This is a genomic window from Psychrobacter sp. YP14 (assembly GCF_003209315.1).
Classification (GTDB): Bacteria; Pseudomonadota; Gammaproteobacteria; order Pseudomonadales; family Moraxellaceae; genus Psychrobacter; species Psychrobacter raelei.
This window is the reverse complement of record NZ_CP029789.1, coordinates 199,833-224,792: the sequence shown is the minus strand read 5'-3', so window position 1 is coordinate 224,792 and position 24,960 is coordinate 199,833. Positions and strand designations below refer to the sequence as shown.

Here is a 24,960-nt window from a genome sequence, read left to right as displayed (position 1 = left end):
AGATCGCTATTAAGCTTATTTTTGTCTTGAACAAAACGGCTAATTTATCCAAGCATCCCCATTAGTACGGACACTTTAATAGCCTCTATTAATAGTGACGGCACTGCGCTGACGGGATTTGTGGACTGAGTTTATAGATGTTTAGTAGTAAGCCAACCATGATTAAACTCACCAACATAGAGGAACCACCATAGCTAAAGAAAGGCAGAGTCAAGCCCTTGGTCGGCATCAGCCCCATGTTCATGCCTGAGTTAATAATGCCCTGACCGATAAAGATGGTCGCAAAGCCAAAGGCAGTATAACTTAAGCGCATCTGGCGATTTTTTAGCGCAATATAGCTGATGCGCATCGCACTGACAATAACCATCGCCTCCAAAAACAATACCGTCAATACGCCAACAAAGCCCAACTCTTCGGCAGTAATCGCCAATAAAAAGTCAGTATGGGCTTCAGGCAAATGCGCCAATTTTTGGACACTCTCACCATAGCCTACCCCAGTAATTTCACCACGGCCAAAAGCAATCAAACTGCGGGCCAACTGATAGTCAGAGCCTTGGATATCATCAAAGGGATCTAAGAAGGAGCTGGCTCGCGTCATCCGGTATTCTTGGAACATAACCGCATAGGCGGCCCCAATTAATACCCCAATTAATAAGAAAATAGACTGACTGCGGGGCGCTCCCGCCACAAAAAATATGGCCAAGATGGTACCAATGATGATGACCAAAGACCCAAAGTCAGGCTGTGACAAAAACAGCGCCGCTAAGATTGTCACCACGATACCCATACGGGCAATACCACCATAGCCTTGACGCACTTCATTGCCACGGCGTACCACAAAGTCTGCGGTGAACAACACCATGACCAACTTAACCAGCTCAGCGACTTGGAAGTTAAAAGAGCCCAGCTCAATCCAGCGCTTTGAGCCATTAATAGCATCACCAAACGCTAAAGTTGCCAACAGCAATAATATGACCACCACCAACGCTGAAGCCAGCGACAGCATGTCATAAATCCAAGGCAGGCGCACCTTATAGGCCATAAAGCCGGCCACCAGACCCATGGTCATATACATTAATTGGTGGTTAAAGAAGTACAACTGGTCAATATCGTGCATATTGGCAAAAGGAATGGAGGCCGATGCCACCATAATTAGGCTCAGTACCATCAAGCTACCGACACTGGCCAGCAGCACGCTACTGGCTGACGGCCATGAAAATACGCCTGTTTTGTCACGCTTACGTTTGGAGAGAGCATTGGGGGTATAACCCGATGCATTAGCAGTATTTTTTGCCATAGAAGATCAACTGTACTTAAAACTGTATGTTAAATGAGGATAAAGGCCAAGCCTCTATCTTTTTATAAGTACCTAACACGTGATAAAGCGCGATATGTTAGGCAATTATTAAATGGTCAAACTAATCTTTGAGCTTAACTACCAGCTCACAAAAGTGCTCACCACGCTTAGCATAGCTAGGATACTGATCTAAGCTGGCACAAGCAGGCGATAATAAAACGGCAGTTACTTGTGATAGGCTGCTCGATAATAAGCTGTTTGCTTTCGTCATCGCCTGAGCCAAGTCATGGCACTGATGAGTCTCGACATCACCACTTAAATTGGCCTGCTGCAAATGCGACTCTATTAGCTCGGCATCTTGTCCTATCAGTAGGATTTGGCTGACGTATTTATTAATTAAAGGCACAAGCTCGCCAAACTGCTGACCTTTGCCCTGCCCGCCTAAAATCAGCATCAACTTGGTCTTAGCGCCACTTTGATTGCCATACACTGAGCCTAAACCCGAAATGGCCGCCAAAGTTGAGCCGACATTGGTGCCTTTAGAATCATTGAAATAATCCACGCCCGCCACATTATCCACAAATTGACAGCGGTGTGGCAGTCCAGAAAACTCTTGTAACGTTTTTAACATGCTCTGTTTTGGCAAGCCAGCAAGCTCTCCAAGCGCCAAGGCGGCTAATGCATTAACCAGATTATGCTTGCCTTTAACTTTGAGCTGATCTGCGGCCAATAACTTCTCAGTGCCTTTGGCCAAATAAATGCGCCCATCGCCTTCTGTAATTAGACCATATTCGCCCAAATCAGGGGCGCCAGATCCGACACTTAGACGCGGCGTATTATCCGCAATTAAAGGGCGAGACAAGGCATCATCACGGTTAACCACGACCGACTGTGCCCCTTGGAAGATACGGTGCTTGGCTTGATGGTAGCCGAGCATATCGCCATGACGGTCTAAGTGATCCGGCGACATATTAAGCACAGTAGCCACTTTTGCGCCAAGATTGGTCACTGTCTCTAACTGAAAGCTCGACAACTCTAATACCGCAAGCTGCATGGCCTCCCCAAGCGCCTCATCTTCTAATAGGCTCAGCGCCGGTACCCCAATATTGCCACCAACGCCCACCTTCACGCCTGCATCTTTGGCCATTTGACCCACCAAAGTGGTGACGGTACTTTTGGCATTAGACCCGGTAATGGCAACAATCGGCGCCTTGCACGCTTCTTTAAACAGCTGAATATCACTCACAATGGCAATGCCAGCCTGTTTAGCCGCCGCCACAGCCGGTGTCGCCAGCGATACCCCTGGGCTAATAATGATACGTGAGGCTTGTAACAACAGTTCTGCATCAATGTCACCAAATGCACGAATGCTGATATTCGGCTCTAACTGCTCAGCAAGCTTAGGGGCACTATTGCCATCAGTTACCGCCACCTTATAGCCGCGGCGGGCCAGATAGTTGGCTGTGGCCAAACCTGATTGACCCAGACCGATTACCACCTGTAGCCCCTCGCCTTTTTGAATCAGGCCACCACTTTGTGGCTCAGTTTGATCTGTATGCGCAGGGGTGTAATGCGACACCGCATCTTTTTCGCTACTATGGCTTCGATGAGGCGTGCGGGTATGTGACACATAGTCTGTGCTTTGTTTGTTCTGGGATGGGGTAACGGTTGGGTCAGTACTCATGGTCTGTCCTTGTCTCTTTATTGTGATATGATGCACCCATTTTTTTGTAGCAATTGGTAACTATGACTGCCACAATAGCACTCATAACTTCCTAGGCTTACTTAGTTTGGCCAACTTGTGGCGCGCTGTGTGTGTCCACAGGGCGGCTTAATAATGATAAAATAGCCACATAGGTCAGGGTGTGGGCACAAGGTATTTATTCTACCATGACCCCTGCCTCAATAGACTTAATTTACTGACGTTTTGTTGCACTAAAAAGCGTTTTTTTTGGCATTAAGGTCAATAAAAATCTGCTTAAATGACAAAGCCTTTGTCCCATACTGGCGGATACTTCTCTTTGGCAGTCAACTGTAAAACTATAGTTAACTGTGAGTTGAACGTCATTTCATCTTAGCACCACTTTTGTGCTGTGAATATTTTATGAGAATCTTGCTGCCGGAGCGCATGCGCTATAAAACGTATGTTGCTTAATACAGTCTACCCTAAATTTGGCACACTGTTTAGCACCGCTACCTGATCTTATGAAAATCACAGTGATTTGATAGATAACCTAACAAATAATCGATTCAAACCTATGACAGTACTTTCAATAAATACGCTACGAGACGAGTGGTTTTCAAATGTGCGGGGCGATGTGCTTTCTGGACTGGTGGTCGCCTTGGCCCTCATTCCAGAAGCCATTGCCTTTTCTATTATTGCAGGCGTAGATCCGAAAGTGGGGCTATACGCTTCCTTTTGTATCGCCGTCGTCATCAGCTTCGTCGGTGGCCGCCCCGGTATGATTTCAGCAGCCACCGGAGCAATGGCCTTGGTCATGGTGACCTTGGTGGCAGATCATGGCTTACAATACCTGCTCGCTGCCACTTTATTGTGCGGTGTCATTCAGTTTTTTATGGGGGTATTTAAGCTCGGTAACCTCATGCGCTTTGTGTCGCGCTCTGTGGTTATTGGCTTTGTTAATGCGCTGGCCATTTTAATCTTTATGGCGCAGCTACCAGAGCTCAACCCTGCGGTAGATAGAGTCGGCTTACCGGTGTATATCATGACCGCAGCAGGTCTGGCCATTATCTATGGTTTTCCACTGATTCCAAAAATCGGTAAACTTATCCCCTCACCGCTGATTTGCATTGTTGGCTTGACTGCCGTGGCGTTGTACATGGGGTTAGATATCCGTAACGTCGGCGATATGGGCGAGCTGCCTGATACGCTGCCGATGTTTTTGTTGCCTGATATCCCTTTAACTCTAGATACCTTACTGATTATCGCCCCCTACTCCATCGCTTTGGCTATTGTCGGTCTGCTTGAGTCGATGATGACCGCAACCATCGTTGATGACTTGACCGATACCACCAGTGACAAAAACCGTGAGTGCCGTGGCCAAGGTATTGCCAACGTTGCGTCAGGTTTTTTCGGTGGTATGGCTGGTTGTGCCATGATTGGTCAGTCTGTGATTAACGTAAAATCAGGCGGCCGTACCCGCTTATCGACTTTTATCGCAGGGGTTGTGCTGCTCATTATGGTGGTGTTCTTAAGCGACTGGGTGAGTCAAATCCCAATGGCAGCGCTGGTCGCCGTAATGATTATGGTATCTATTGGTACATTTAACTGGGAGTCGCTGCGTGAGTTTAAAACCCATCCTGTCTCTTTTAACGTGGTGATGGTGGCCACCGTAATTACCACAGTATTTACGCATAACTTGGCGTATGGGGTATTGGTTGGGGTGTTGTTATCTGCGCTGTTTTTTGCCAATAAAATCGGGCAATTTTTAAGCGTATTAAGTGAATACGATGAAACCAATAACACCCGTTATTACTATGTTCACGGCCAAGTGTTCTTCAGCTCCACCACTCAATTCTTAGACAGCTTCGACACCAAAGAGGCGCTTGATCAAGTGGTGATTGATGTAAGCCAAGCGCATTTTTGGGATGTGACTGCGGTTGATACCTTAGATAAGCTGGTGATTCGTTTTCAACGCGAAGGGATTGATGTTAAAGTGGTGGGACTCAATAGTGCCAGTCGCACCCTAATTGATAAATTCTCAGTGCACGATCGCCGTGATATTGGTCTGTTAGATTAATGACCATGAGCTTATTTATTTGATGCTTAATAAGATGCTTATAAATAGATAAACACTGAGTTTATTAAAGTTTTGGTTATAAATCCTGCTTTGGCATTGCCTGAGTGGGATTTTTAGTTTACGTTATCTCTATGCCTGTTAAGCTGAGTGAGTGATATGAGTAATTTACGCCCTGATAGTGTGATTGCCTGCCTAGATTGTCCCAGCCACGTCCAAGCTGTGCTCAATGCCAGTCTGTGGGCGGCCAAAATGCTGCAAGCACCCGTAGGCTTGCTACATGCTGCACCCAGCGTACACCGCAAAGCAGCTGTGGATTACTCCGGCTGCCTGGTGGCAGATGATGGCAATCACTTGCTAAACCAGTTGGCTTTAGAAGAAAAAGACAGCAATGGTAAGCTACGTGATCAAGGTAGACTACTGTTAAAGCAGGCCGAAAGCTACTGCGAGCAGCAGCAAGGTCGGTATCAGCACCATTTGTATACCTTGCACCGCCACGCTTCCATTGCCGAAAGCTTAGATTATGTCGATGAAAGTGCACAATTGGTGGTCATTGGTCATCAAGTCACCTGTAAAGACACGTTGTCACAATTGATTCGTGCCAGCCGCTGCCCCACCTTGGTCACTCATGAAACCTTTAAAGCCCCCAAGACAGCTTTGTTCGCCTTCGACAATCGACCCACCTGTCATGCACTACTAGACTGGCTATGTAGCAATGCCTTGGTGCGCAATACCAGCTTGCATGTGGTTATGGTTGGTGAAGAGAATGAGCGCAATAAAGATGCGCTACGGGAAGCCTATGCCCGCCTTACCCAGTCAGGTATCCAGTGTAAAAAGGCGTTGATTGAAGGCCGTGATGTGACGGCAGCCTTGATGTATTATCAGCAGCAACATGAGCTGGATATGCTCATTACTGGCGCCTTTGGCGAGTCAAGACTGCATGAGTTTTTGCATGGCAGTAACACTCGAAAACTCTTAAGTGCCAGTCGCACCCCTTATTTACTCTACCCTCGAATGTAGCCTGTGTGATGGCTTATAGGCCATCGCCTTATCTAGGCTTGATTGAGTCTAAAACGAGACACTCCTTTATGATCTTTAATTTCTTAACAAGAAACAGCTAAATCTAGCTTTCACAAATTAGTCACTAATGGCTAACCTTATACAATCAAACTTCGCTATAATAATTCGGTTATTGGCTGATATGGTGCAACATATTTTGGTGCATTATAGGGTTTTATGCACTATTTTGATGCAATTTAAGCCCCAAAAACGTCTTCCCCCTTCGTTTTTGGTTGGCACAATTCTTGAAACAATGACATCAAAGTGATCAGTGCTTGTGGTATCGATAAATGGTGACATTCACCTATCACGCCAGACACTATCAGAATCATTAATAAGGACTTCCTATGAAATTGATTACAGCTGTATTAAAGCCTTTTAAACTAGATGATGTGCGTGAAGCACTCTCTGAAATCGGTGTAAAAGGTGTAACCGTCACTGAAGTTAAAGGCTTCGGGCGCCAAAAGGGTCATACTGAACTGTACCGCGGTGCAGAATATGTGGTCGACTTTTTACCCAAAGTAAAAGTAGAAGTTGCGGTGACTGACGAGATGGTAGAGCCTGCCATCGAAGCGATTACTCGCATTGCAAGCACTGGCAAAATTGGTGATGGTAAGATTTTTATATCCCCACTTGAGCAAGTTATTCGTATCCGTACTGGCGAAACGGGTCCTGACGCTATCTAAGCTGTGGTTATGACAGCGCTCATTTCGGTTATTTAAGAGCAACGTCTTAAATGACCACTATAAATGATATTAAGCCACTATCCGATCGCATTCCAAGGGGGAATCATCATGGAAAACCAGATTTTTGAACTACAATACGCTCTCGACACCTTTTATTTTTTAGTGTGTGGCGCCTTAGTCATGTGGATGGCGGCAGGATTTGCCATGCTAGAGGCAGGCCTAGTTCGCTCTAAAAACACCACCGAAATTTTAACCAAAAACATCGGCCTTTTTGCCATTGCTTGTACCATGTACCTCATTTGTGGCTATCATATTATGTATGATGGCGGCTTCTTCTTAAATGGTATTGCTGGCGGCGAAACCCTCGTGGCTGATGCTTTAGCAGACTCTGCAAAAAATGGTTTTGAGGGAGATGCGGTTTATTCAGCTGCCTCTGACTTCTTCTTCCAAGTGGTCTTCGTCGCTACCTGTATGTCTATCGTATCAGGCGCAGTAGCAGAACGTATGAAGCTGTGGGTATTTTTCGCCTTCGCTATTGTGATGACCGGATTTATTTATCCTATGGAGGGTAGCTGGACTTGGGGCGGCAATGCGGTACCTTTTATTGGTGAGCTAAACTTCGTCGATTTTGCAGGCTCAGGCATTGTTCATATGGCGGGTGCAGCAGCGGCCCTAGCAGGCGTGTTGTTACTTGGCGCTCGTAAAGGAAAATATGGCAAAAATGGCGAAATCCGTGCCATTCCTGGGGCAAATTTACCCCTTGCTGCCTTAGGTACCCTTATCTTATGGTTAGGTTGGTTTGGCTTTAATGGCGGCTCTGTATTGAAGCTTGGTGATATTGCCAGCGCAAACTCGGTGGCAATGGTGTTCTTAAATACCAATGCTGCTGCTGCAGGTGGCGCTATCGGTGCTCTATTACTTGCACGCTTAATCTTTGGTAAAGCTGATTTGACCATGCTCTTAAACGGTGCGTTAGCAGGTTTAGTTGCCATTACTGCAGGTCCAGATACCCCAACACCACTACTGGCCACTGTGTTCGGTATGATGGCAGGTATCATTGTGGTTTGCTCAATTCTAATCTTAGATAAAATGAAAATTGATGACCCCGTTGGTGCTATCTCAGTGCATGGCGTGGCCGGCTTCTTTGGGGTGATGATTGTGCCACTGACCAATGATAGTGCCACGTTCCTAGGTCAATTAGGCGGCGCTGCGGTTATCTTCGGTTGGGTATTTGTGTGTAGCTTGATTGTTTGGAGCGTGCTTAAAGCGGTGGTCGGTCTACGTATCTCTGAAGAAGAAGAGTATGAAGGCGCTGATATTGCTGAATGTGGTCAAGAAGCTTATCCTGAGTTTGTTAACTAGACTGCGTCATAACCCAGTTATTATCTACCAGTTATTATCTATAAGTCAGTTAACAACGACAGTCGATGACACCCGAATTTAAAACAAAAAAAAGGCGCCTTAGGGCGCCTTTTTTTGTGCGTGACTTACTTAAATTTCATCACACCTAAGCCTGTATCCAGCGCACAATGCGCTCCTCCAACTCATCTTCATTTACAAAATCTTCACTGACACAGCGGCCTGCCACCCCCACGCCTGCCCGACGCATACCCTGTCTGGTCAATTCAATATCTTGGGTAAGCAGTAAGTGCCAGCTGGGCAGCCCCTCTCCCAAGTAAATACGTTTATAAGCACAATTGCTGGGCAGCCACATCATGTCTGGCAGCTTATCTGCAGTCAAAGACACACACTCAGGCACGAACTGCTGACGGTGCTCATAGTTGGAGCAATAGCCGGTACTACAATCAAGTAGCTTACACGCCACATCCGTATACTCTACTTCGTATGGCTCATCTGGATCGTCCAAAAACTTCTCCAGACAGCAGCCCCCACAGCCATCACATAAAGCCTCCCATTCAGCTGTGCTCAGCTCATGTAGCGGATAATGTTGCCAAAAATTAGCTCTTAACTGCGCTTCACTCACGATAATTCCTCGTTATATGGTTCAGATTAGTGCCACCTAACAACACCAGCACGATTTTTGTGATTGACATGTGGCCTAACGATAAACAGCAGCCTAATCGATTCACGCAGGCGAATCAATACAAACCGATAGCAAAGAGTAAACCGTGTTCACATTTCTTTAATCGAAACAGGCCGCTATCTTTGTTATGTTATGAGGGGTTATAACGCAAATATTTAATCAACTGCTTCTCATAAAAACAATAACCCCATAATCAATAAGGAAATAACATGAGTATCAAAACCTACGAAATCAAAACCACAGCAGACTATGGCATGGAGCTTATCAGCTATATAGCGCTACCTGAATCAGCCACTGATGAGAGCTCAGTGCCCGGTATTTTAGTAGCGCCCGAATGGTGGGGGGTGGTAGAGCACCCGCGCGAAGTGACTGAACGTCTGGCCAAGGCAGGTTTTGCTGCCATTGCGATGGACATTTATGGTGAAGGTAAACTGACCACTGATGCCGCCCAAGCCAATGAATGGATGACTCAAATGTTAGAGGATCAAGACAAGCTGATGGGCCGCTGCCGCGCTATTTTAAATGACTTTGCCGATCAACTGCCCGTAGATGGCAAACGCCTAGGCGTAGTGGGTTATTGCTTCGGAGGTAAAATAGCACTGGATATGGCCCGTGAAGGCATGCCAGTAAAAGCCGTCGCCACTTTCCACGGCAACCCTACCCCAAAACAGCCTGCCGAAAAGGGTAAGTTTACCGCCAAAGCGCTCATCGCTCATGGCCGTGATGACAGCATGGTGTCGATGCAGGCCATTGATGGCTTAAAGCAAGAGCTTGATAATGCGGGTGTGGACTACACCGTAGACGTCTATGATGATGCCAAGCATGGCTTTACCAACCCTAATGCGGACAAACGCGCTGAAGAAAACGGGGTAGACTTGGGCTATAACGAAAAAGCGGCGAACCAAAGCTGGGATAAGATGATTGACTTTATGACGGCAAATTTAAAATAAGCAGCTGTCGGGGCACGCTCTGACTCTGCCAAAATTAGCCATCTTACATTTTGGCTATATCTGTAATGAAATAAAGGCGCTCGCTGCCACAGTTGAGCGTCTTTATTTTGTGCTCTATTTGTCTTACATAGCAATGTGCCAACCTCAGCCACAGCGCATCTTAAAGCCGAATAGTGTAAACTTAAGCGAATGCGCAAAAACTAGATAAAGGTTAACTGAGTAATGATACAAAACCCAAGTATTCAGTGGTTCCCAGGCCACATGAACAAAGCCCGTAACGAAATCAAAGAAATCATGCCCGATATGGATGTGGTCATTGAAGTTATTGATGCCCGCATTCCATTTAGTAGTGAAAACCCCATGGTTGCTGCCCTACGTAGTAATGAGGCGGGCTTTCAAAAGCCGGTGATTAAAATTCTCAACAAAGCGGATCTTGCTGACCCAGAACTCACACAGATTTGGATTGAACAATTAGAACAACAAAGCCAAGTTAAAGCCATCGCCTGTGATGACAACAAGGCTAATGACGTCAAGCGTATCATACAGATGTGTAAAGACCTGATACCCAATAAAGTCGGCACAGGACGTCAAATTAAAGTGCTGATTATGGGAATTCCTAATGTCGGTAAATCAACGCTGATCAATACGTTGGCAGGTCGTAGTATCGCCAGAACCGGTGACGAGCCAGCGGTCACCAAGTCACAACAGCTGATCAAAATTGATGACGACATCATGCTCTATGACACGCCAGGTATGCTGTGGCCAAAAATTGAAAACCCCAACTCAGGCTTTCGCTTAGCCGCCACAGGGGGTATCAAAGATACCGCTTTTGACTTCTCTGATGTGGCCGGCTACACCGCTGAATATCTCATTAAGGCCTATCCTGAGCTGCTAAAAGAGCGTTATAAAATTGATGAGCTGCCGCAGAGCGATTGGGAGTTCTTCGAGATGGCTGGGCGCAATCGCGGCTTTTTGAAAAAAGGCGGCGTGGTAGATACTTACCGGATGTCTGAGATTTTGATTAACGAGCTGCGTAGTGGTCAACTGGGGCGTATTACGCTTGAGACGCCTGCCATGCGTATCGAGGAGGACAAGTTGGTTGAGCAGCTGCGCGCCGAGGCCGAAGAGCGCAGATTGGCCAAGATTGAAGAAAAAAAGCTACGCAAAAAACGGGCGCGTAAGAACCGCAAATAGGTGGATGATGCATTAACAGTTTTCGTATTCTGAGTTGGGTTATTGAGTTAACCCAGCTCTTTTTTGGTCATGCAAAATTCTAATTTGTCCCCATATAAGTAGCTTAACCTTAATAAGACAGTCGCCTTTATGAGCCAGCCAATCGCTAACGTAAACACCAATATTAATACCAGCACCAGTACTAATACCAACACCCATCTCAAGCCACACACCTTTAATCACAGTGACGCTGAGCTCACCGACTTTGCTCCGCGCATTCTAAATTGGTTTGATATAAGCGGTCGTCATGACTTGCCATGGCAACAGCATAAGACAGATACCCCAAACCCCTATATCGTTTGGTTGTCTGAGGTGATGCTACAACAAACCCAAGTCACCACAGTTATTCCCTATTTTCAGCGTTTTATAACGTCGTTTCCCACCGTACAAGATTTGGCCAATGCTCAGTGGGATACAGTGGCTGAACACTGGGCAGGGCTTGGCTACTATGCCCGTGCTCGCAACTTACACAAAGGCGCCAAACAGCTGGTCGAAATTATTAAGACAACAGGCCGCTTTCCACAAACCGTTGAAGATTGGGAGGCGATTTCAGGTGTGGGTCAGTCTACGGCTGGGGCGATTGTGGCCATGGGCCTACATGGCTATGGGGTGATCTGTGACGGTAACGTCAAACGGGTGATTACCCGCTGGGCCGGTATTGATGGCGATATCACTAAGTCTGCGACCAATAAAGCGTTGTGGGCTTTAGCTGAGCGTCTGACCCCTACTGAGGATAGCGGACATTTTGCCCAAGCGATGATGGATATGGGCGCCACCTTATGTACCCGCCGTCACCCAAGCTGCGAGGTCTGTCCTATAAATAGTGACTGCATTGCTTATGCAGAGGGTAAGCAAGAATTTTATCCTGTTAAAGCCAAAAAGAAAGCCAAACCGAGCAAGTTTAGCAAGGTGATATTGATTCAAAATGTGCAGGGTGAATTGTTATGGCTACAGCGTCCTGATAGTGGCATTTGGGGCGGTCTGTGGGTATTGCCGATGCAATTTGAAAAAAAGACACAGGGTAAAACAGTGATTAGCACCAGCTTGCAAGAGGTAGCATATGAATCAGAAAATACGTTGGCCGAGCAGATTATCGATAAATGGATAGCCGATAATAACGGACAGCTACAGCTGCAATCCATCAGTGCAGAGCTATTTGATGACGCACCTATCAAACATACGCTGACCCACTTTCATTGGTATTTGCAGCCGCAAGCACTGCCTTTGACGCCCGCTCAAAGCCAAGAGCTGAGTGCAACACTGGCGGACGCTGGCATTCACTTTGTTTGGCAGACTGCCACGTATGCCAAGGCCCATCTAGGACTGCCTAAGGCGATGCTCAAAATATTACAAAGCTTAGCGTAGGCTGTTTCAGAACGGCAGCCCTTATGAGCGCCGCCTCTAGGCTCATAATCACAGTTACTTTAACATACTGAGTCGCCATCGACTTTAACGGTATTTATTGTTAAAGTGTTTTGACCACAAACTTAAAAAATATTCAGTGACAAATAATTGAGACTCTTTAGTATGTTAAACAGCCCCTCTCTACCCCATCAAATCGACACTCAGCCCAGCAAAAAGTTGACCTTATTAAAAAGCACCTTGGCATTGGTACCCGCCATTATTTTGGCCAGTTGTGCCAGTCAAGCACCAATACAGCAAGTACCCATTCAAAAGCCAGCCCCTGTGATTGTGGTTAAACCGCAGCCTACCCCGCAGCCAAAACCCCAGCCTGCGCCGCAGCCACAAGCTAGCTATAGCAGCTTCTCAGAGTGGAAATCAGATTTTAGCCGCCGTGCGATGAGTCAAGGCTATAGCGCTTATGATGTCAGCCGTATTTTAGACTCTGCTCAATTAAATCAACAGGTTATTTCACTGGATTCAAACCAAGCAGAATTCGTTAAAATGCCTTGGGATTATGCCGATTCAGCAGTATCGGGCGGCCGAGTTAGCAGTGGTAAGAGCAAGTTTAATGAGCAAAGAAGCCTATTGTCCCGCCTTGAGTCACAATATGGGGTGAATGCAGAAATCATCGCTGCCATTTGGGGCATGGAGTCCTCTTATGGTGCAGTCACCGGCAACAGCTATATCCCAAGCTCGCTGGCCACGCTCGCCTTTGAAGGCCGTCGCCGTCAGTGGGCTGAAGATCAGCTATTGGCCTTAATGCAGCTTATCCAGCATGGTGATATCTATCCCTCTCAGCTGAATGGGTCTTGGGCCGGTGGTATGGGTCATACCCAGTTTATCCCTGGCACTTGGCTGGCCCAAGGCGTAGATGGTGATGGCGATGGCCGTCGTAGCCCTTGGGTTACTGCTGATGCCTTATCTTCAACGGCCAACTACTTAAGCAACTCAGGCTGGATGCGCGGCTTATCCCCATTTTATGAAGTGACTTTGCCCGCCTCATTTGATTACAAGCTGTTGGGGCAAAAAATGCCCGGTTCAACGTGGCGCTCTATGGGCATTACCCCTATTGACGGTGCCTATTTAGATGCAGGCACGCCATTTGAGATGTGGCTACCTGCCGGTAAAGACGGCCCTGCGCTACTATTAAGCCCAAACTTTGATGTGATTAAAGTGTATAACAACTCCTCCAACTATGCGCTGGGTGTTAGCTTATTGGGCCGCGCCATCAATGGTCAGCCGGGTATCCAAAAAGCTTGGCCTCGTTATGAACAACCGTTAACCAGCGCTCAAGTACGCAACTTACAGCAGCGTTTAACCAGTGCCGGCTATGACACCAAAGGTATCGACGGTATCATGGGCACCAATACCCGTAACGCTTTTGCCAAATGGCAGGCGGCCAATGGCCAAACTGCAGATGGCTTTGTCACTCAGCGCAGTGCATCCGCTTTAATCTGGTAATGCTGTAACCGTTATCAGATAGTCCCATCGTCAAGGCTTTTAATCGCTAAAATCGGGGCAAAAAAAAGCCGCTTATCTTGATTTAAGATAAGCGGCTTTTTCAATGCAGTTTTATGATGACACACAGAGTAGATTGTCTAAAAGCTTGTATCGCTATCCGCGAAGGCGCATTAAACCCTCTTGCTGTACGGTCGCTACCAGATTGCCATTTTGCCAAAACTGACCATGGTTTAAGCCTTTAGAATGAGAGGTGGTGTCACTCCACATGTCATACAACAGCCACTCATTAATATCAAAAGGGCGGTGAAAATGCATTGAATGATCAATACTGGCAGCCTGCAAACCTTTGGTCATAAAGCTGATGCCATGTGGCATAAGGCCTGTGCCTACCAGATAATAGTCTGAGGAGAACGCCAACAGTGCTTGCTGGATGGCGACCGGCTGTTCGCCAAGCTCACGAATTCGTAGCCAATTGGCCTGTCTTGGCACCATAGGCTCAGGATATACGGGATCACGCGGCTTAACCGGTTTAATTTCCACATGACGCGGACGCATAAAGCGCTCACGTAACGGTTCAGGCACGCTACCCACGTGATGCTCTTTTAGCGACTGCTCAGACTCTAAATCCTCCGGCGGCGGATACGCAGGCATTTCTTCTTGATAGTCTAAGCCACCTTCCATGGGAGAAAAAGAGGCAATCATAGAGAACACCACTTGCTCAATCATATTGCCATCATTGTCTTGTTTCATCTGTACCGCGGTTACTTCACGCGCTGACAGACTGCGCCCATCACGTAAGCGTCGTACCTGATAGATAACTGGCTGACCGATACTGCCGCCACGCAAAAAATAGCCATGCAAAGAGTGGCAAGGCTTATCCTCATCTAAAGTTTGAGCGGCTGCCATTATTGCCTGTGCCAGTACTTGACCGCCAAAGATACGCTTCCCTACGTAGTCATAACTTTTGCCTTCAAAGATATTTTCCGAAATCTCGGTCAGTTTTACCGTATCTAATAGTTGATCTACCAGCTGTTTATAATCAGGCATTTATCTCTCCAATGACCCTAAATTGATAAGACCCCGGCCTACTAAAGCAAACCAGATGCCTTGGAATAATCGACAACATGGTCGCCTATTTTAAGTGAGCAAACAAAGCAAGTGGGCAAACAAAGCCATGACGTTGACCCTAGCCTGTCCGTGTGGATAGGCTTATCTACTAATCCCTATCTTTTAGCTTACTTGCCTAAATACGGCTGCTAAGACTGCCATATATCACTTAAAAAAGGATAATGATAATGCTTATCATAGTGGTTTTTTGCCACTGAATAAAGACGTTTGTTGCCTTACTAAACCCAGTAGCATATCGGTATTGAGGTCAGTGTTGTGCTAAAAAGTGTAACCTCATCGCCTACTATTGGCTAATCCCTACTTATTTTGACGGACAAATCACTGAAATAATTACCAATTATTTGGGCTGTTTTTGCCCAAAATTTTAGTCAGGATATAACAAGCAGCAACCGAATCAATCCTCTATAATAAGAGGGTAATTAAGCAATTTGAGAGTACAAGTGTACTACTTTATTTATTTTCATGGCAATATAGCCCAATCTTTTTTATAGGTTTAACTAAGACTTATGCTACCTTCTCGTTTAATGCATTCTTTAAAGCAGCGCCTAAAAAAACAGCGCCAGACCCAAAAAAGTAACCGAGATAACTCGTCGGATGCTCAGCGCTCAGCGCTTAGCTTTCAAGAGCAAGCGGCGCAGGCCGGTGCGGCCATCTCACGCTCAGGTCGCTCAGTAAACCAGCTTTACCGCAAGCTATCTGGAAAGAGCTTAGAGCTTGCTGTAAAGCCGAAAGTTATCGGAGAGCTGCCTGAAATTAATACTGAAGAGGGTGCACTGACCTTTTATGTCTTACGTGAGTACTCTCGCTCTAATAGCGTCTTAGTTGACTTACAAACCAAAAAGCATGGCTTCCCGCCCGCCTTGGTTGGAGTAGAAGACAGCGTGCATAATATAGATGAGAATGCGGCTGTCATTTTCCTTAATCACCCTGATGCCAAAGGTCGAAAAGTATCTCCAAGACTGGCCAGACTGGTCTCTGCTTGCCGCCAGAATTCAGCACCTAAGATTAACTTAGTGCCAGTATCTATTCTTTGGGGACGTGCACCAGAAAATGAAGATTCCTTATTTAAACTGCTAATGGCTGACAACTGGGAAGAGCCCACTATTGCTAAGCAGCTGTTTAATATTGGGGTGATGGGCCGTGATACTTTTGTGCAGTTTCATCCACCCCAGTCTTTGCATGACATTATTGAGACTTTATCGCAATCAGGTGCCGACCATATCCCAGGCGATGAGGCAGAAAAAGTGGCCAATGATCTCTTTGATGATGCCAAATTGGCCGATACAGCTCTGCCAAAGAGCGAAAAAGAGCTACTACTACAAGCCAAAAAGAACATCGAGGCTCTACCCACCTCGACGGCTTTGCTCACTGCCACTGAGGCCAACTTTAGCTTAACCTTATTGGTACAGCATAAGCTCAATGGATTCTTAGACAGTCAGCGTCAAAGCATGATTGGCCCTGACTTATCAGACAAGCGTAATTTGGTCGATAAATTGATCCGTTCACCGGCCATCAATCATGCCTGCGAGCAAGAAGCAACCGCCTCTAATATCAGTATAAATGAAGCCCGCCAGCTGGCGCGTGGCTATGCCAATGAGATTGTAAACGACTACAATTACTCTGTCGTCAAATTCTTCTACAAGTTTTTAGACTGGCTGTGGACTCAGCTGTATGACGGCGTAGAGGTGCATCACTTCGAGCGGGTACGCAGTCTGGCTGCCACCCATGAGCTGATTTATGTACCCTGTCACCGTAGCCATGTGGATTATCTGCTATTGGCCTATATTATTTTTGAAAAGGGGCTGGGTCTCCCCTATGTGGCCGCAGGGAACAATTTAGATGTGCCTGTCATCGGTCCCTTATTACGTAGTGCAGTGGCGTTTTATATTCGCCGTAGCTTTAAAGACAATGAGCTTTATAAGGCTGTATTACGTGAATATCTACACACACTTATCCAGCGCAACACGCCTATTGAGTACTTCATTGAAGGCGGACGCTCACGCTCAGGTCGCCTACTGCCACCCAAGTTAGGTATGCTAGCGATGACGGTGCACAGCCATCTGCGTGGCTCCAACAAGCCATTGGCCTTTATTCCGACCTACATCGGTTATGAGCGTATTATGGAGGGTGGCACTTATATTGGCGAGCTTAAAGGCAAGCCAAAAGAATCTGAGTCGCTATTAGGCTTATTAAAGGTCAGTCGTAAGATTGAGCGTATTTTTGGCCATGTACATTTAAGCTTTGGTACCCCGCTGCATATGGAAGACTTTATGCAAAAGTTCGATGTGGCGCCCAACAGCTTGCCGGCCGATCGCACCAATACACCATTAGACACCAAAGCTGCGGCTATGGTGGATAATTTGGGTGTAAAAATTATGCAAAACATCAACAAGGCTGCGGTAATTAACCCCATCTCTTTATTGTCTTTGGTGTTATTGTCTACGCCCAAAGCCGCTTTAGATGAAGAAAGCTGCCGTGAGCAGATTGCCTTGTATCAAGCCATTGCCAATGGCTCTCCTTATGCTGAGGATACCATTATTACGGATATGTCAGCTCAGTCGATTATCGATTATGGCATTAAGCTTAAGCTTATCGAGCGCACCCCGCATATCTTAGGTGATATGATTAAAGTGATGCCCAAGCAAATTGCTATTTTAAGCTACTTCCGCAATAACATTTTGCACGTGTTTATTATCTCCTCCTTCTTAGCTGCGCTTATCTATCGTAATGGCCGCATCGAGCGCAAACATTTAGACAGTATCGTCACTCAGTTGTATCCCTTCTTACAAAGTGAGCTGTTTTTATACCGTGCCGCCCGTAACTTACCAAGCTTAATTGATGAAAAGCTGAGTAACTTAATCGACTTGGGTATCATTGTTGACTTGGGCAATGGCATCTTAGGCACCCCTGAGAAAAACAGTGAACAGTATCAGCAACTTGATATGCTTGCCTCTCCAGTTTCACAAAGCCTTGAGCGCTACTTTATGTCACTGGCGCTATTGGCTCAGCAAGGCTCAGGTAATTTAACTGCTGATCAAGTGGTCGATTTGTGCCATCTTTTAGGCCAGCGCTTATCGGTACTGTACGCCGATGATATCCCTGACTTTTTTGATCGTGCCTTATTTACCAGCTTCTTAAACGCACTCCTTCGTCTAGATTATGTACAAAAAGATGCCGAAACTGGAGTATTAACATTTGATGAGCGTATTAATAACATCGCCCGTCATGCTCATTACATTTTAAACCCAGACATCATGCAAATTTTGCAGCACGTGGCAAGCTTAGATGAAGAAGAAATCAACCACGCCATTAGCGAAATTAATAACAAAAAACTTATTAAATTTAGTCGTAAGCGTTAGTGGATTTTTTGCGATATGAACGGAATCTAAATCCATATCTTATTTAAAAAAAGGACAGTCTATAGGCTGTCCTTTTTTTTATTTTATAAGCAATGCTTAACCATAAATTATTGATATAAAATAATTTTTCTATTTCTAGTATATATTTATTGCAATTTTATGGCAGCTGTGTGATTATCGACGCCATAGCGGTGGAATGATTCCCATTTAAACAATTATTTAATATCAATTTTAAAGATATCGGGTGTCAGTATGCAACATATAATAAATACAACAGAAAGGACTCTCATTAGCGATATTGCTAACAGCCTAGAAAAGCACTCAATGCAATGCCGCTGTGGCTCTCTAGCAGCACCGCTACACAAACAGGGCCACCTTTATCAATGCTTATCCTGTGATAAGATCTATGATGGTATAAGCTACAATTTTACGCGCTTAAGCCCGATTTGCTCAGGTGAACCCCCATCCATCTATAGCGACATCATCCAGATAGACTGTTTTCATGAAGCCATTAAACTGCTCAAACAAAAGGTAGAACAACAACAGATGGCCTCCCCTTTTTATAGCAGAATGTTCAAACAGATTTTTTCTAAAAAAAGACACTAGACTTTAAATCAGCAAAAACTACTCGCTGATGCGTCACCCTATATTTATCACCATATGAGACTATATTTAAGTTTGAATATGGTAACGTCTTTTAAAAGTCATCAAGATTTGGATTATTGAGCATAAAAAAACCAGATACACGAGTATCTGGTTTTTTTAATTCATCCACTTATTTTTGGATGGGATCTACTTTGATAGGCGCAATGTTTTTTACGCCTAACCTTGAATAGACTTAAGCTTGAGTCTGCTCTTGCTCAACGCCTTTCATGGTTAATTTGATGCGACCACGGTTGTCTACATCTTGCACCAACACATTGATTTGCTGGCCTTCACTTAGGTAATCCGATACGCTCTCTACACGCTCATCAGCGATTTGTGAGATGTGTACCAGACCATCAGTACCTGGTAAAACCGTTACGAATGCACCAAAGTCTACAACGCGCGCAACGGTGCCTTTGTATACTTTGCCCACTTCCACTTCAGCGGTGATGGCTTCGATTTGACGGATGGCTTCTTTGGTCGCGGCTTTGTTTTCACCAAAGATACGAATGGTACCATTGTCATCAATATCGATAACCGCACCGGTGTCTTCGGTTAATTGACGGATGGTTGCGCCGCCTTTACCGATCACATCACGGATTTTATCAGAATTGATTTCGATGACCGCATAGTTTGGTGCATGCGCATTAATTTCAGTACGGCTGGCTGGCAATACTTCGTTCATGGCATTTAAGATATGGATACGGCCGGCATGAGCTTGCTCAAGTGCTTTTTCCATGATATCTGAGGTGATACCTTCAATCTTAATATCCATCTGTAAGGCTGTGATACCATCTTTAGTACCGGCCACTTTAAAGTCCATATCACCTAAATGATCTTCATCACCTAGGATATCTGATAAGACAGCAAAGCGGTCGCCTTCTTTGACCAGACCCATAGCGATACCAGCTACTGGGGCTTTTAACGGTACACCGGCATCCATTAAGGCAAGGCTGGCACCACAAACTGACGCCATTGAAGACGAACCATTTGATTCAGTAATCTCAGACACCACACGGATAACGTATGGGAAGCGGTCGCTATCTGGAAGCATGGCTTGAACACCACGGCGAGCCAGACGGCCATGACCAATTTCACGACGCTTTGGCACGCCTTCACGGCCAGTTTCACCCACTGAATAATGCGGGAAGTTGTAATGCAGCATGAAATGATCTTGGATAGTACCCGCTAGCGAGTCAATCAAGTTTACATCACGTGAATTACCTAAAGTCGTGGTGACTAGAGCTTGCGTCTCACCACGGGTAAATAGCGCTGAACCATGGGTGTAAGGCAATACACCTACTTGAATATCTAGCGCACGAACGGTATCTAAATCACGACCATCGATACGTGGCTTACCTGACAAAATGGCGTCACGAACGGTGCGATATTTTAGATCATTATAGATTTCTTTAATTTGAGCTTCTTTTTCAGCAAACTCTTCTGACTCAGGGTCACCTGCTAAGGCGTCAATAGCTGCAGCCTTGATCTCATCTAGTTTTTCGTAGCGTGCTTGCTTATCGCTAATGGCATAAGCTTCAGCCACTTGCTCACCAAACTGTGTGGTTACTTTTTCTTTTAACTCAGCATTTAGCTCAGGTGCCACAAAATCTTGTTTTTGAGTTCCCACGGCTTTGGCCAGCTCAGCAATATTATCGATAACAATTTGCTGCTGTTCATGACCGTACAATACAGCGCCCAGCATTTGGTCTTCAGACAGCTCAGCAGCTTCTGACTCAACCATTAATACCGCTGATTTAGTACCCGCCACCACTAAGTCAAGATCACTGCTCTTTAACTCTTCAATTGAAGGGTTAAGCACGTATTCGCCATTGATAAAGCCTACACGGGCACCACCAATAGGGCCATTAAACGGCGCATCTGAGATTGAAAGTGCAGCTGAAGCACCAATCATGGCAGCGATATCAGCATAGTGCTTTTTATCACTTGAGATGACTGTGGCAGTAATCTGGATCTCGTTGACATAACCTTCTGGGAATAAAGGACGGATGGGACGGTCAATGAGACGTGAGGTTAGGGTTTCAAACTCAGTAGGACGGCCTTCACGTTTGCCATAAGCGCCTGGGATTTTCCCAGCAGCGTACATTTTTTCTTGATAGTTGACGGTTAGCGGGAAGAAGTTTTGACCTTCTTTAGCATCGCTTTTTACAACCACAGCGACCAATACTGATACGCCGCCCATATGAACCAATACTGAATTGGCTTGTCGTGCGATACGACCGGTTTCAATAACAACTTGTTCGTTGCCGTACTGGAACTCTCGAGAAATGGTATTAAACATTGACATTAATTTTTCCTATTTTTTATAAACTTCGGATACGAATGAATAAATTCGTCTATTGCGACTTAGTGTTAGCCTCTAACGTTTAACTGCTCTTATCCAAATACCTGCTCTCATCCAAATATGATGAAATACACAGCTTTTTGGTAAACACCTTACACGTTAGAAGCCCAAGGTCAGCAACTAGACGGCTTCTTATTTTACAGGGATTTGCCATACTTGACCAATAAAAGTCATGCCCTCCCTGTGGGGCATTTAGCTAAGCGACTTTATAAAGTCTTAGGCTGGCTAAATGTTTAGATACAAAAAACGGCGTGAAATATTCACACCGTTTTTTGTTTCGTAAGGCATGAGCGCTTTAATTTAAAATCTACTGTGACATCAAGCCCAAATAAGCAGTGCTTGAGGCCAAGATAGAAATTAAAATTAACGACGCAAACCTAGTTCACTAATTAGTGACGCGTAACGAGTTAAGTCTTTACGTTTTAGGTAGTCTAACAGCTTACGACGTTGGTTAACCATACGGATTAGACCACGGCGGCTGTGGTGATCACCTTTATGCTCTTTAAAGTGAGCTTGAAGATCATTGATACGAGCACTTAATAAAGCGATTTGTACTTCTGGTGAACCAGTATCGCCAGGGGCGCGCTGATATTGAGCAATAACTTGTTGACGATCGGTGTTAGTTAGCATAACTGTCTCCTGCAATGCATTGATAAAATAAAGTCAGTTTCATTGGGGACATCCCTGCATTACTAGAGATGACCTAAAAAAATGACTAAGTAAGCCTATCATTATAACAAAAAACTACTCTGAAGTGAGTAGTTTTTTTTATGGCCTAAAAGCGCCTATTTTTTGGCATCGGCCTCGGTAGCATGACGACCTAAAGCTTGACTGTCTTCTTCGGCAGTAGTTGCTTCGGCTAATGAGTCAGGCGTTTGGCGCTCTTCTAGCGCCTCTTCAATGGCATCACCATTTAAGGGGGTAGCGCCTTGTTGAGTATTACTCATATCGTTCTCCTAAATAAAGGGGGTAGACAACAGATCATTTGCCCACATAAAGGGCTAATAAATGCTGAAATCTATTTATCGTTACCCTGCGCTAAGTTATCTGCGATACCTTCAGCGGCCTGTTCCTCTGATTTGTCTTTATTTTCACCTAAATTACCTTCTACTTGGTTCTTTAGACCGGCTAATTCGGCGTCCGACTGCTGCTGTTCAAATTTATTATCATTAGACTGTGTCATAATATATTCCTTATATGATGATTTTTCTCAATGTATGGGTTAGAAAAATTGAGTATGGGTTAGAGGGAGAGATTGATAAATTAACCAGCTATTAAAGTTAAGACAGTGCCTTATCAATAGCTGCTACGAAGTCTTCGATATCATCTGGCTTACGTGACGTAATAATATTGCCATCTTGCTGTACAGATTTATCCACGAAAGTACCGCCTGCATTTTCTATATCAGTTTGCAGTGACGGATAAGCGGTTACTGTTTTACCTTTTACCAAACCGCTATTCACTAACAGCCAAGGTGCATGACAGATGGCCGCTACAGGCTTGTTGGCATCGTAAAACTGTTTAACAAAATTTTGGGCACTCTTGTCGATACGAATGGTATCTGCATTAACGGTTCCACCTGGTAAAACCACCGCGTCATAATCCTCAGCGCTTGCCTCACTTAAAAATAAGTCAGCAGTAAAGGTGTCTGCTTTGTCCACATCCTGCTGCATGGCCTGAACTGTTTTATTCTCGTTGGTGGTAATCAGTACGGTCTCATAACCTTTGTCCTTTAACAAGCGATCTACGTCAGCATATTCGGCTTGCTCAAAATGAGAGTTTAATAAAAAAGCGATACGCTTACTCATGATTTAGATCTCCGTTATTTGTTAGTCAATTATCTTTATTGGTTAATTTATAGGTTGCAATCTATCCGTTGATAATTGGTCATTTAGTCACAGGTAATTTTAGTCGCAGGTAGTTTTATACTTTTATTATCCCCGCTCTTATCTGTTGTTCTTCTTTCGTTGTTCGTCTTTTGCTTTTTTTCTTGTTTTGCTATTGATGTTCTACAAGTTATTATAAAAATAAGTATTTATATCGTTATTATTGTCAGCTGGGATATGCTTTTATAGTTGTTATTCATAGTGTTAATTATGTTTTATCGCCTAGCTTTATTTGGTTAATTTTTTTGTTGTGACTTTCTTCTTTTCTTTCTTTTTTTGTTTTGTTTTTTTAGTTTTTATTGAATGTCTTATTCTAAGATACATCCGTGTGTATTCATTTTTTGAACTTATTTTTTTATTGTTTTTATAAGACCGGCGCGCTCCTTGTCAGTCTTGATATTAAGAATACAAGCTAAATATCAAGGCGAAAAGATACCAGTTGCAAGGAAATGTATTGTATTGTGAGCTGTGTTTAAACTCAGTAAACTGTTTAAAGGGTGAATTATGATAAAAAGCATCTATCTCAAGCACAAAAAAAGCCCATACCAGTGGGTATGAGCCGTATTTTGCAAAACTTACTGATAGCTTTAAAGTAATTAATAGTTTACCTAGTATTCACTACCATTAACCAATCATTAACGTTGAATCATTTTTTTGGGCTGTAAGCGGCCATTTAGCTCTACTGCCCCCAAGCCTAAAAACTCGCCTTTAGGGTTCACAAGCTTGATATCTACTGAATCTAATGCCTCGTCCTTACCACTATCATCTGCATCACTGTGCCGTTGCCGTTGACTTAACATGGCCTGTATATAATTAGTGATGTCCTCATCAAGCTGAGGCTTGATATTAAGACGTTGCCCCATATGCAGGCGAGCACACTGACTGTCAGACACCTCAAGGGTCGGTATGCCATTGATACAGGCATCAATACCCAATAAATAAGCCAAGCGCTGCTCGTGAGATAGATCCTCAAGCGCCTCAAGACTTACTGCTTCGGCAATATCAAAATGTCCCACTTGAGTACGGCGCAGAGCAGTTAAATGCCCAAGCGTGCCTAACGCTGCGGCAATGTCTTCTCCCAGCACTCGAACATAGGTGCCTTTTGAGCAAGTGACATTTAAAATCAGCTCGTCGGACTGCGCGCCCAAGTTTAAGCTTATTGCTTGAATAGTGATAGGCCGTGCCGGACGATCAATCTCAATACCGGCGCGGGCATACTCATACAGTTTTTTTCCGTCTTTTTTTAGCGCAGAATACATGGGCGGTATTTGTTTAATATCTCCCATAAACTGCTGCGCCACAGCCTCTAGCTCAGCCGCAGTTAGCTTAGGTATAGCCGCGGTAGCAATGCTCTGCCCTTCTGCATCTCCAGTATCGGTTTGTATGCCAAGCTTAATAGTGGCCTGATACGCCTTATCAGCATCAAGCTGGTAGTGACTAAACTTAGTCGCCTCCCCTAAGCATACAGGCAATAAGCCGGTCGCCATAGGATCTAGAGTCCCAGTATGACCGGCTTTTTTGCTGTCGTGCAAAGGTGACTTAAGCAGATACTTAACCTTAGATACCACCTGCTGCGAGGTCAGACCTTGCGGCTTATCGATTAAAATAGCCCCTGAAACTCGGCTTTTTTTGAGCGGAGCAGCAGGCGCTGATTGAATGATTTCTTCGGTCATCATATCTACTCT

19 protein-coding genes are annotated in these 24,960 nt (G+C 45.0%); 9 read left to right on the top strand and 10 right to left on the bottom strand.

Features of this window, described 5'->3' with window-relative positions; genetic code table 11:
- Nucleotides 1-88: 88 nt before the first annotated feature.
- The gene (ftsW, locus tag DLE54_RS00940; protein WP_110815947.1) at nt 89-1,297 is read right to left on the bottom strand and encodes a putative lipid II flippase FtsW; all 1,209 of its coding nucleotides are present in this window, start codon (nt 1,295-1,297) and stop codon (nt 89-91) included.
- Nucleotides 1,298-1,418: 121 nt separating this feature from the next.
- The gene (gene murD / locus DLE54_RS00935) at nt 1,419-2,981 is read right to left on the bottom strand and encodes a UDP-N-acetylmuramoyl-L-alanine--D-glutamate ligase (protein ID WP_227535352.1); all 1,563 of its coding nucleotides are present in this window, start codon (nt 2,979-2,981) and stop codon (nt 1,419-1,421) included.
- A gap of 574 nt (nt 2,982-3,555) precedes the next feature.
- Between murD and DLE54_RS00930 the strand changes: the two genes are divergently transcribed.
- The 4 genes from DLE54_RS00930 (at nt 3,556) to DLE54_RS00915 (ending at nt 8,162) form a co-directional block, all read left to right on the top strand.
- A complete protein-coding gene (locus tag DLE54_RS00930) occupies nt 3,556-5,058 on the top strand; it encodes a SulP family inorganic anion transporter (protein ID WP_110815946.1) in 1,503 nt (500 codons plus the stop codon).
- A 156-nt stretch (nt 5,059-5,214) separates the two neighbouring features.
- Complete coding sequence (locus DLE54_RS00925) at nt 5,215-6,075, top strand: universal stress protein (RefSeq protein ID WP_011959468.1); 861 nt, start codon at nt 5,215-5,217, stop codon at nt 6,073-6,075.
- 386 nt (nt 6,076-6,461) lie between these two features.
- On the top strand, nt 6,462-6,800 hold the full coding sequence (locus DLE54_RS00920; RefSeq protein WP_007394533.1) for a P-II family nitrogen regulator: 339 nt from the start codon (nt 6,462-6,464) through the stop codon (nt 6,798-6,800).
- Nucleotides 6,801-6,908: 108 nt separating this feature from the next.
- Nucleotides 6,909-8,162, top strand: coding sequence for an ammonium transporter (locus DLE54_RS00915; protein WP_011959467.1), 1,254 nt, complete (start codon nt 6,909-6,911; stop codon nt 8,160-8,162).
- 145 nt (nt 8,163-8,307) lie between these two features.
- Here DLE54_RS00915 and DLE54_RS00910 read toward each other — a convergent pair whose 3' ends face one another.
- Nucleotides 8,308-8,784 (bottom strand): YcgN family cysteine cluster protein, encoded by a 477-nt coding sequence (locus DLE54_RS00910; protein ID WP_011959466.1) that lies wholly within the window; start codon nt 8,782-8,784, stop codon nt 8,308-8,310.
- Between the two features lie 269 nt (nt 8,785-9,053).
- Between DLE54_RS00910 and DLE54_RS00905 the strand changes: the two genes are divergently transcribed.
- The 4 genes from DLE54_RS00905 (at nt 9,054) to DLE54_RS00890 (ending at nt 13,892) form a co-directional block, all read left to right on the top strand.
- On the top strand, nt 9,054-9,794 hold the full coding sequence (locus tag DLE54_RS00905; RefSeq protein ID WP_110815945.1) for a dienelactone hydrolase family protein: 741 nt from the start codon (nt 9,054-9,056) through the stop codon (nt 9,792-9,794).
- A 222-nt stretch (nt 9,795-10,016) separates the two neighbouring features.
- On the top strand, nt 10,017-10,988 hold the full coding sequence (gene ylqF, locus DLE54_RS00900; RefSeq protein WP_011959464.1) for a ribosome biogenesis GTPase YlqF: 972 nt from the start codon (nt 10,017-10,019) through the stop codon (nt 10,986-10,988).
- A 129-nt stretch (nt 10,989-11,117) separates the two neighbouring features.
- The gene (gene mutY, locus DLE54_RS00895; protein WP_110815944.1) at nt 11,118-12,392 is read left to right on the top strand and encodes an A/G-specific adenine glycosylase; all 1,275 of its coding nucleotides are present in this window, start codon (nt 11,118-11,120) and stop codon (nt 12,390-12,392) included.
- A 162-nt stretch (nt 12,393-12,554) separates the two neighbouring features.
- Entirely contained in the window at nt 12,555-13,892 is a 1,338-nt protein-coding gene (locus DLE54_RS00890) for a lytic murein transglycosylase (protein ID WP_011959462.1), read from the top strand.
- Nucleotides 13,893-14,045: 153 nt separating this feature from the next.
- Here DLE54_RS00890 and DLE54_RS00885 read toward each other — a convergent pair whose 3' ends face one another.
- Complete coding sequence (locus tag DLE54_RS00885) at nt 14,046-14,939, bottom strand: acyl-CoA thioesterase (RefSeq protein ID WP_011959461.1); 894 nt, start codon at nt 14,937-14,939, stop codon at nt 14,046-14,048.
- Nucleotides 14,940-15,526: 587 nt separating this feature from the next.
- Between DLE54_RS00885 and plsB the strand changes: the two genes are divergently transcribed.
- Nucleotides 15,527-18,379, top strand: coding sequence for a glycerol-3-phosphate 1-O-acyltransferase PlsB (gene plsB, locus DLE54_RS00880; protein ID WP_227535350.1), 2,853 nt, complete (start codon nt 15,527-15,529; stop codon nt 18,377-18,379).
- Nucleotides 18,380-19,217: 838 nt separating this feature from the next.
- Here the strand turns inward: plsB and pnp are convergent.
- The 6 genes from pnp to truB all read right to left on the bottom strand — a co-directional run bounded on the left by pnp (nt 19,218) and on the right by truB (nt 24,951).
- Entirely contained in the window at nt 19,218-21,332 is a 2,115-nt protein-coding gene (gene pnp, locus DLE54_RS00870) for a polyribonucleotide nucleotidyltransferase (RefSeq protein WP_011959459.1), read from the bottom strand.
- A 420-nt stretch (nt 21,333-21,752) separates the two neighbouring features.
- Nucleotides 21,753-22,019 carry a 30S ribosomal protein S15 gene (rpsO, locus tag DLE54_RS00865; RefSeq protein ID WP_011959458.1) on the bottom strand — a complete coding sequence of 89 codons (267 nt, stop codon included), beginning with the start codon at nt 22,017-22,019 and terminating at the stop codon, nt 21,753-21,755.
- Nucleotides 22,020-22,174: 155 nt separating this feature from the next.
- The gene (locus DLE54_RS12005) at nt 22,175-22,336 is read right to left on the bottom strand and encodes a hypothetical protein (protein ID WP_162617728.1); all 162 of its coding nucleotides are present in this window, start codon (nt 22,334-22,336) and stop codon (nt 22,175-22,177) included.
- Nucleotides 22,337-22,407: 71 nt separating this feature from the next.
- On the bottom strand, nt 22,408-22,572 hold the full coding sequence (locus DLE54_RS12040; RefSeq protein ID WP_162853835.1) for a hypothetical protein: 165 nt from the start codon (nt 22,570-22,572) through the stop codon (nt 22,408-22,410).
- A gap of 97 nt (nt 22,573-22,669) precedes the next feature.
- The gene (locus DLE54_RS00860; RefSeq protein WP_110815941.1) at nt 22,670-23,197 is read right to left on the bottom strand and encodes a type 1 glutamine amidotransferase domain-containing protein; all 528 of its coding nucleotides are present in this window, start codon (nt 23,195-23,197) and stop codon (nt 22,670-22,672) included.
- 713 nt (nt 23,198-23,910) lie between these two features.
- The gene (gene truB / locus DLE54_RS00855) at nt 23,911-24,951 is read right to left on the bottom strand and encodes a tRNA pseudouridine(55) synthase TruB (protein ID WP_110815940.1); all 1,041 of its coding nucleotides are present in this window, start codon (nt 24,949-24,951) and stop codon (nt 23,911-23,913) included.
- Between the last annotated feature and the right edge of the window lie 9 nt (nt 24,952-24,960).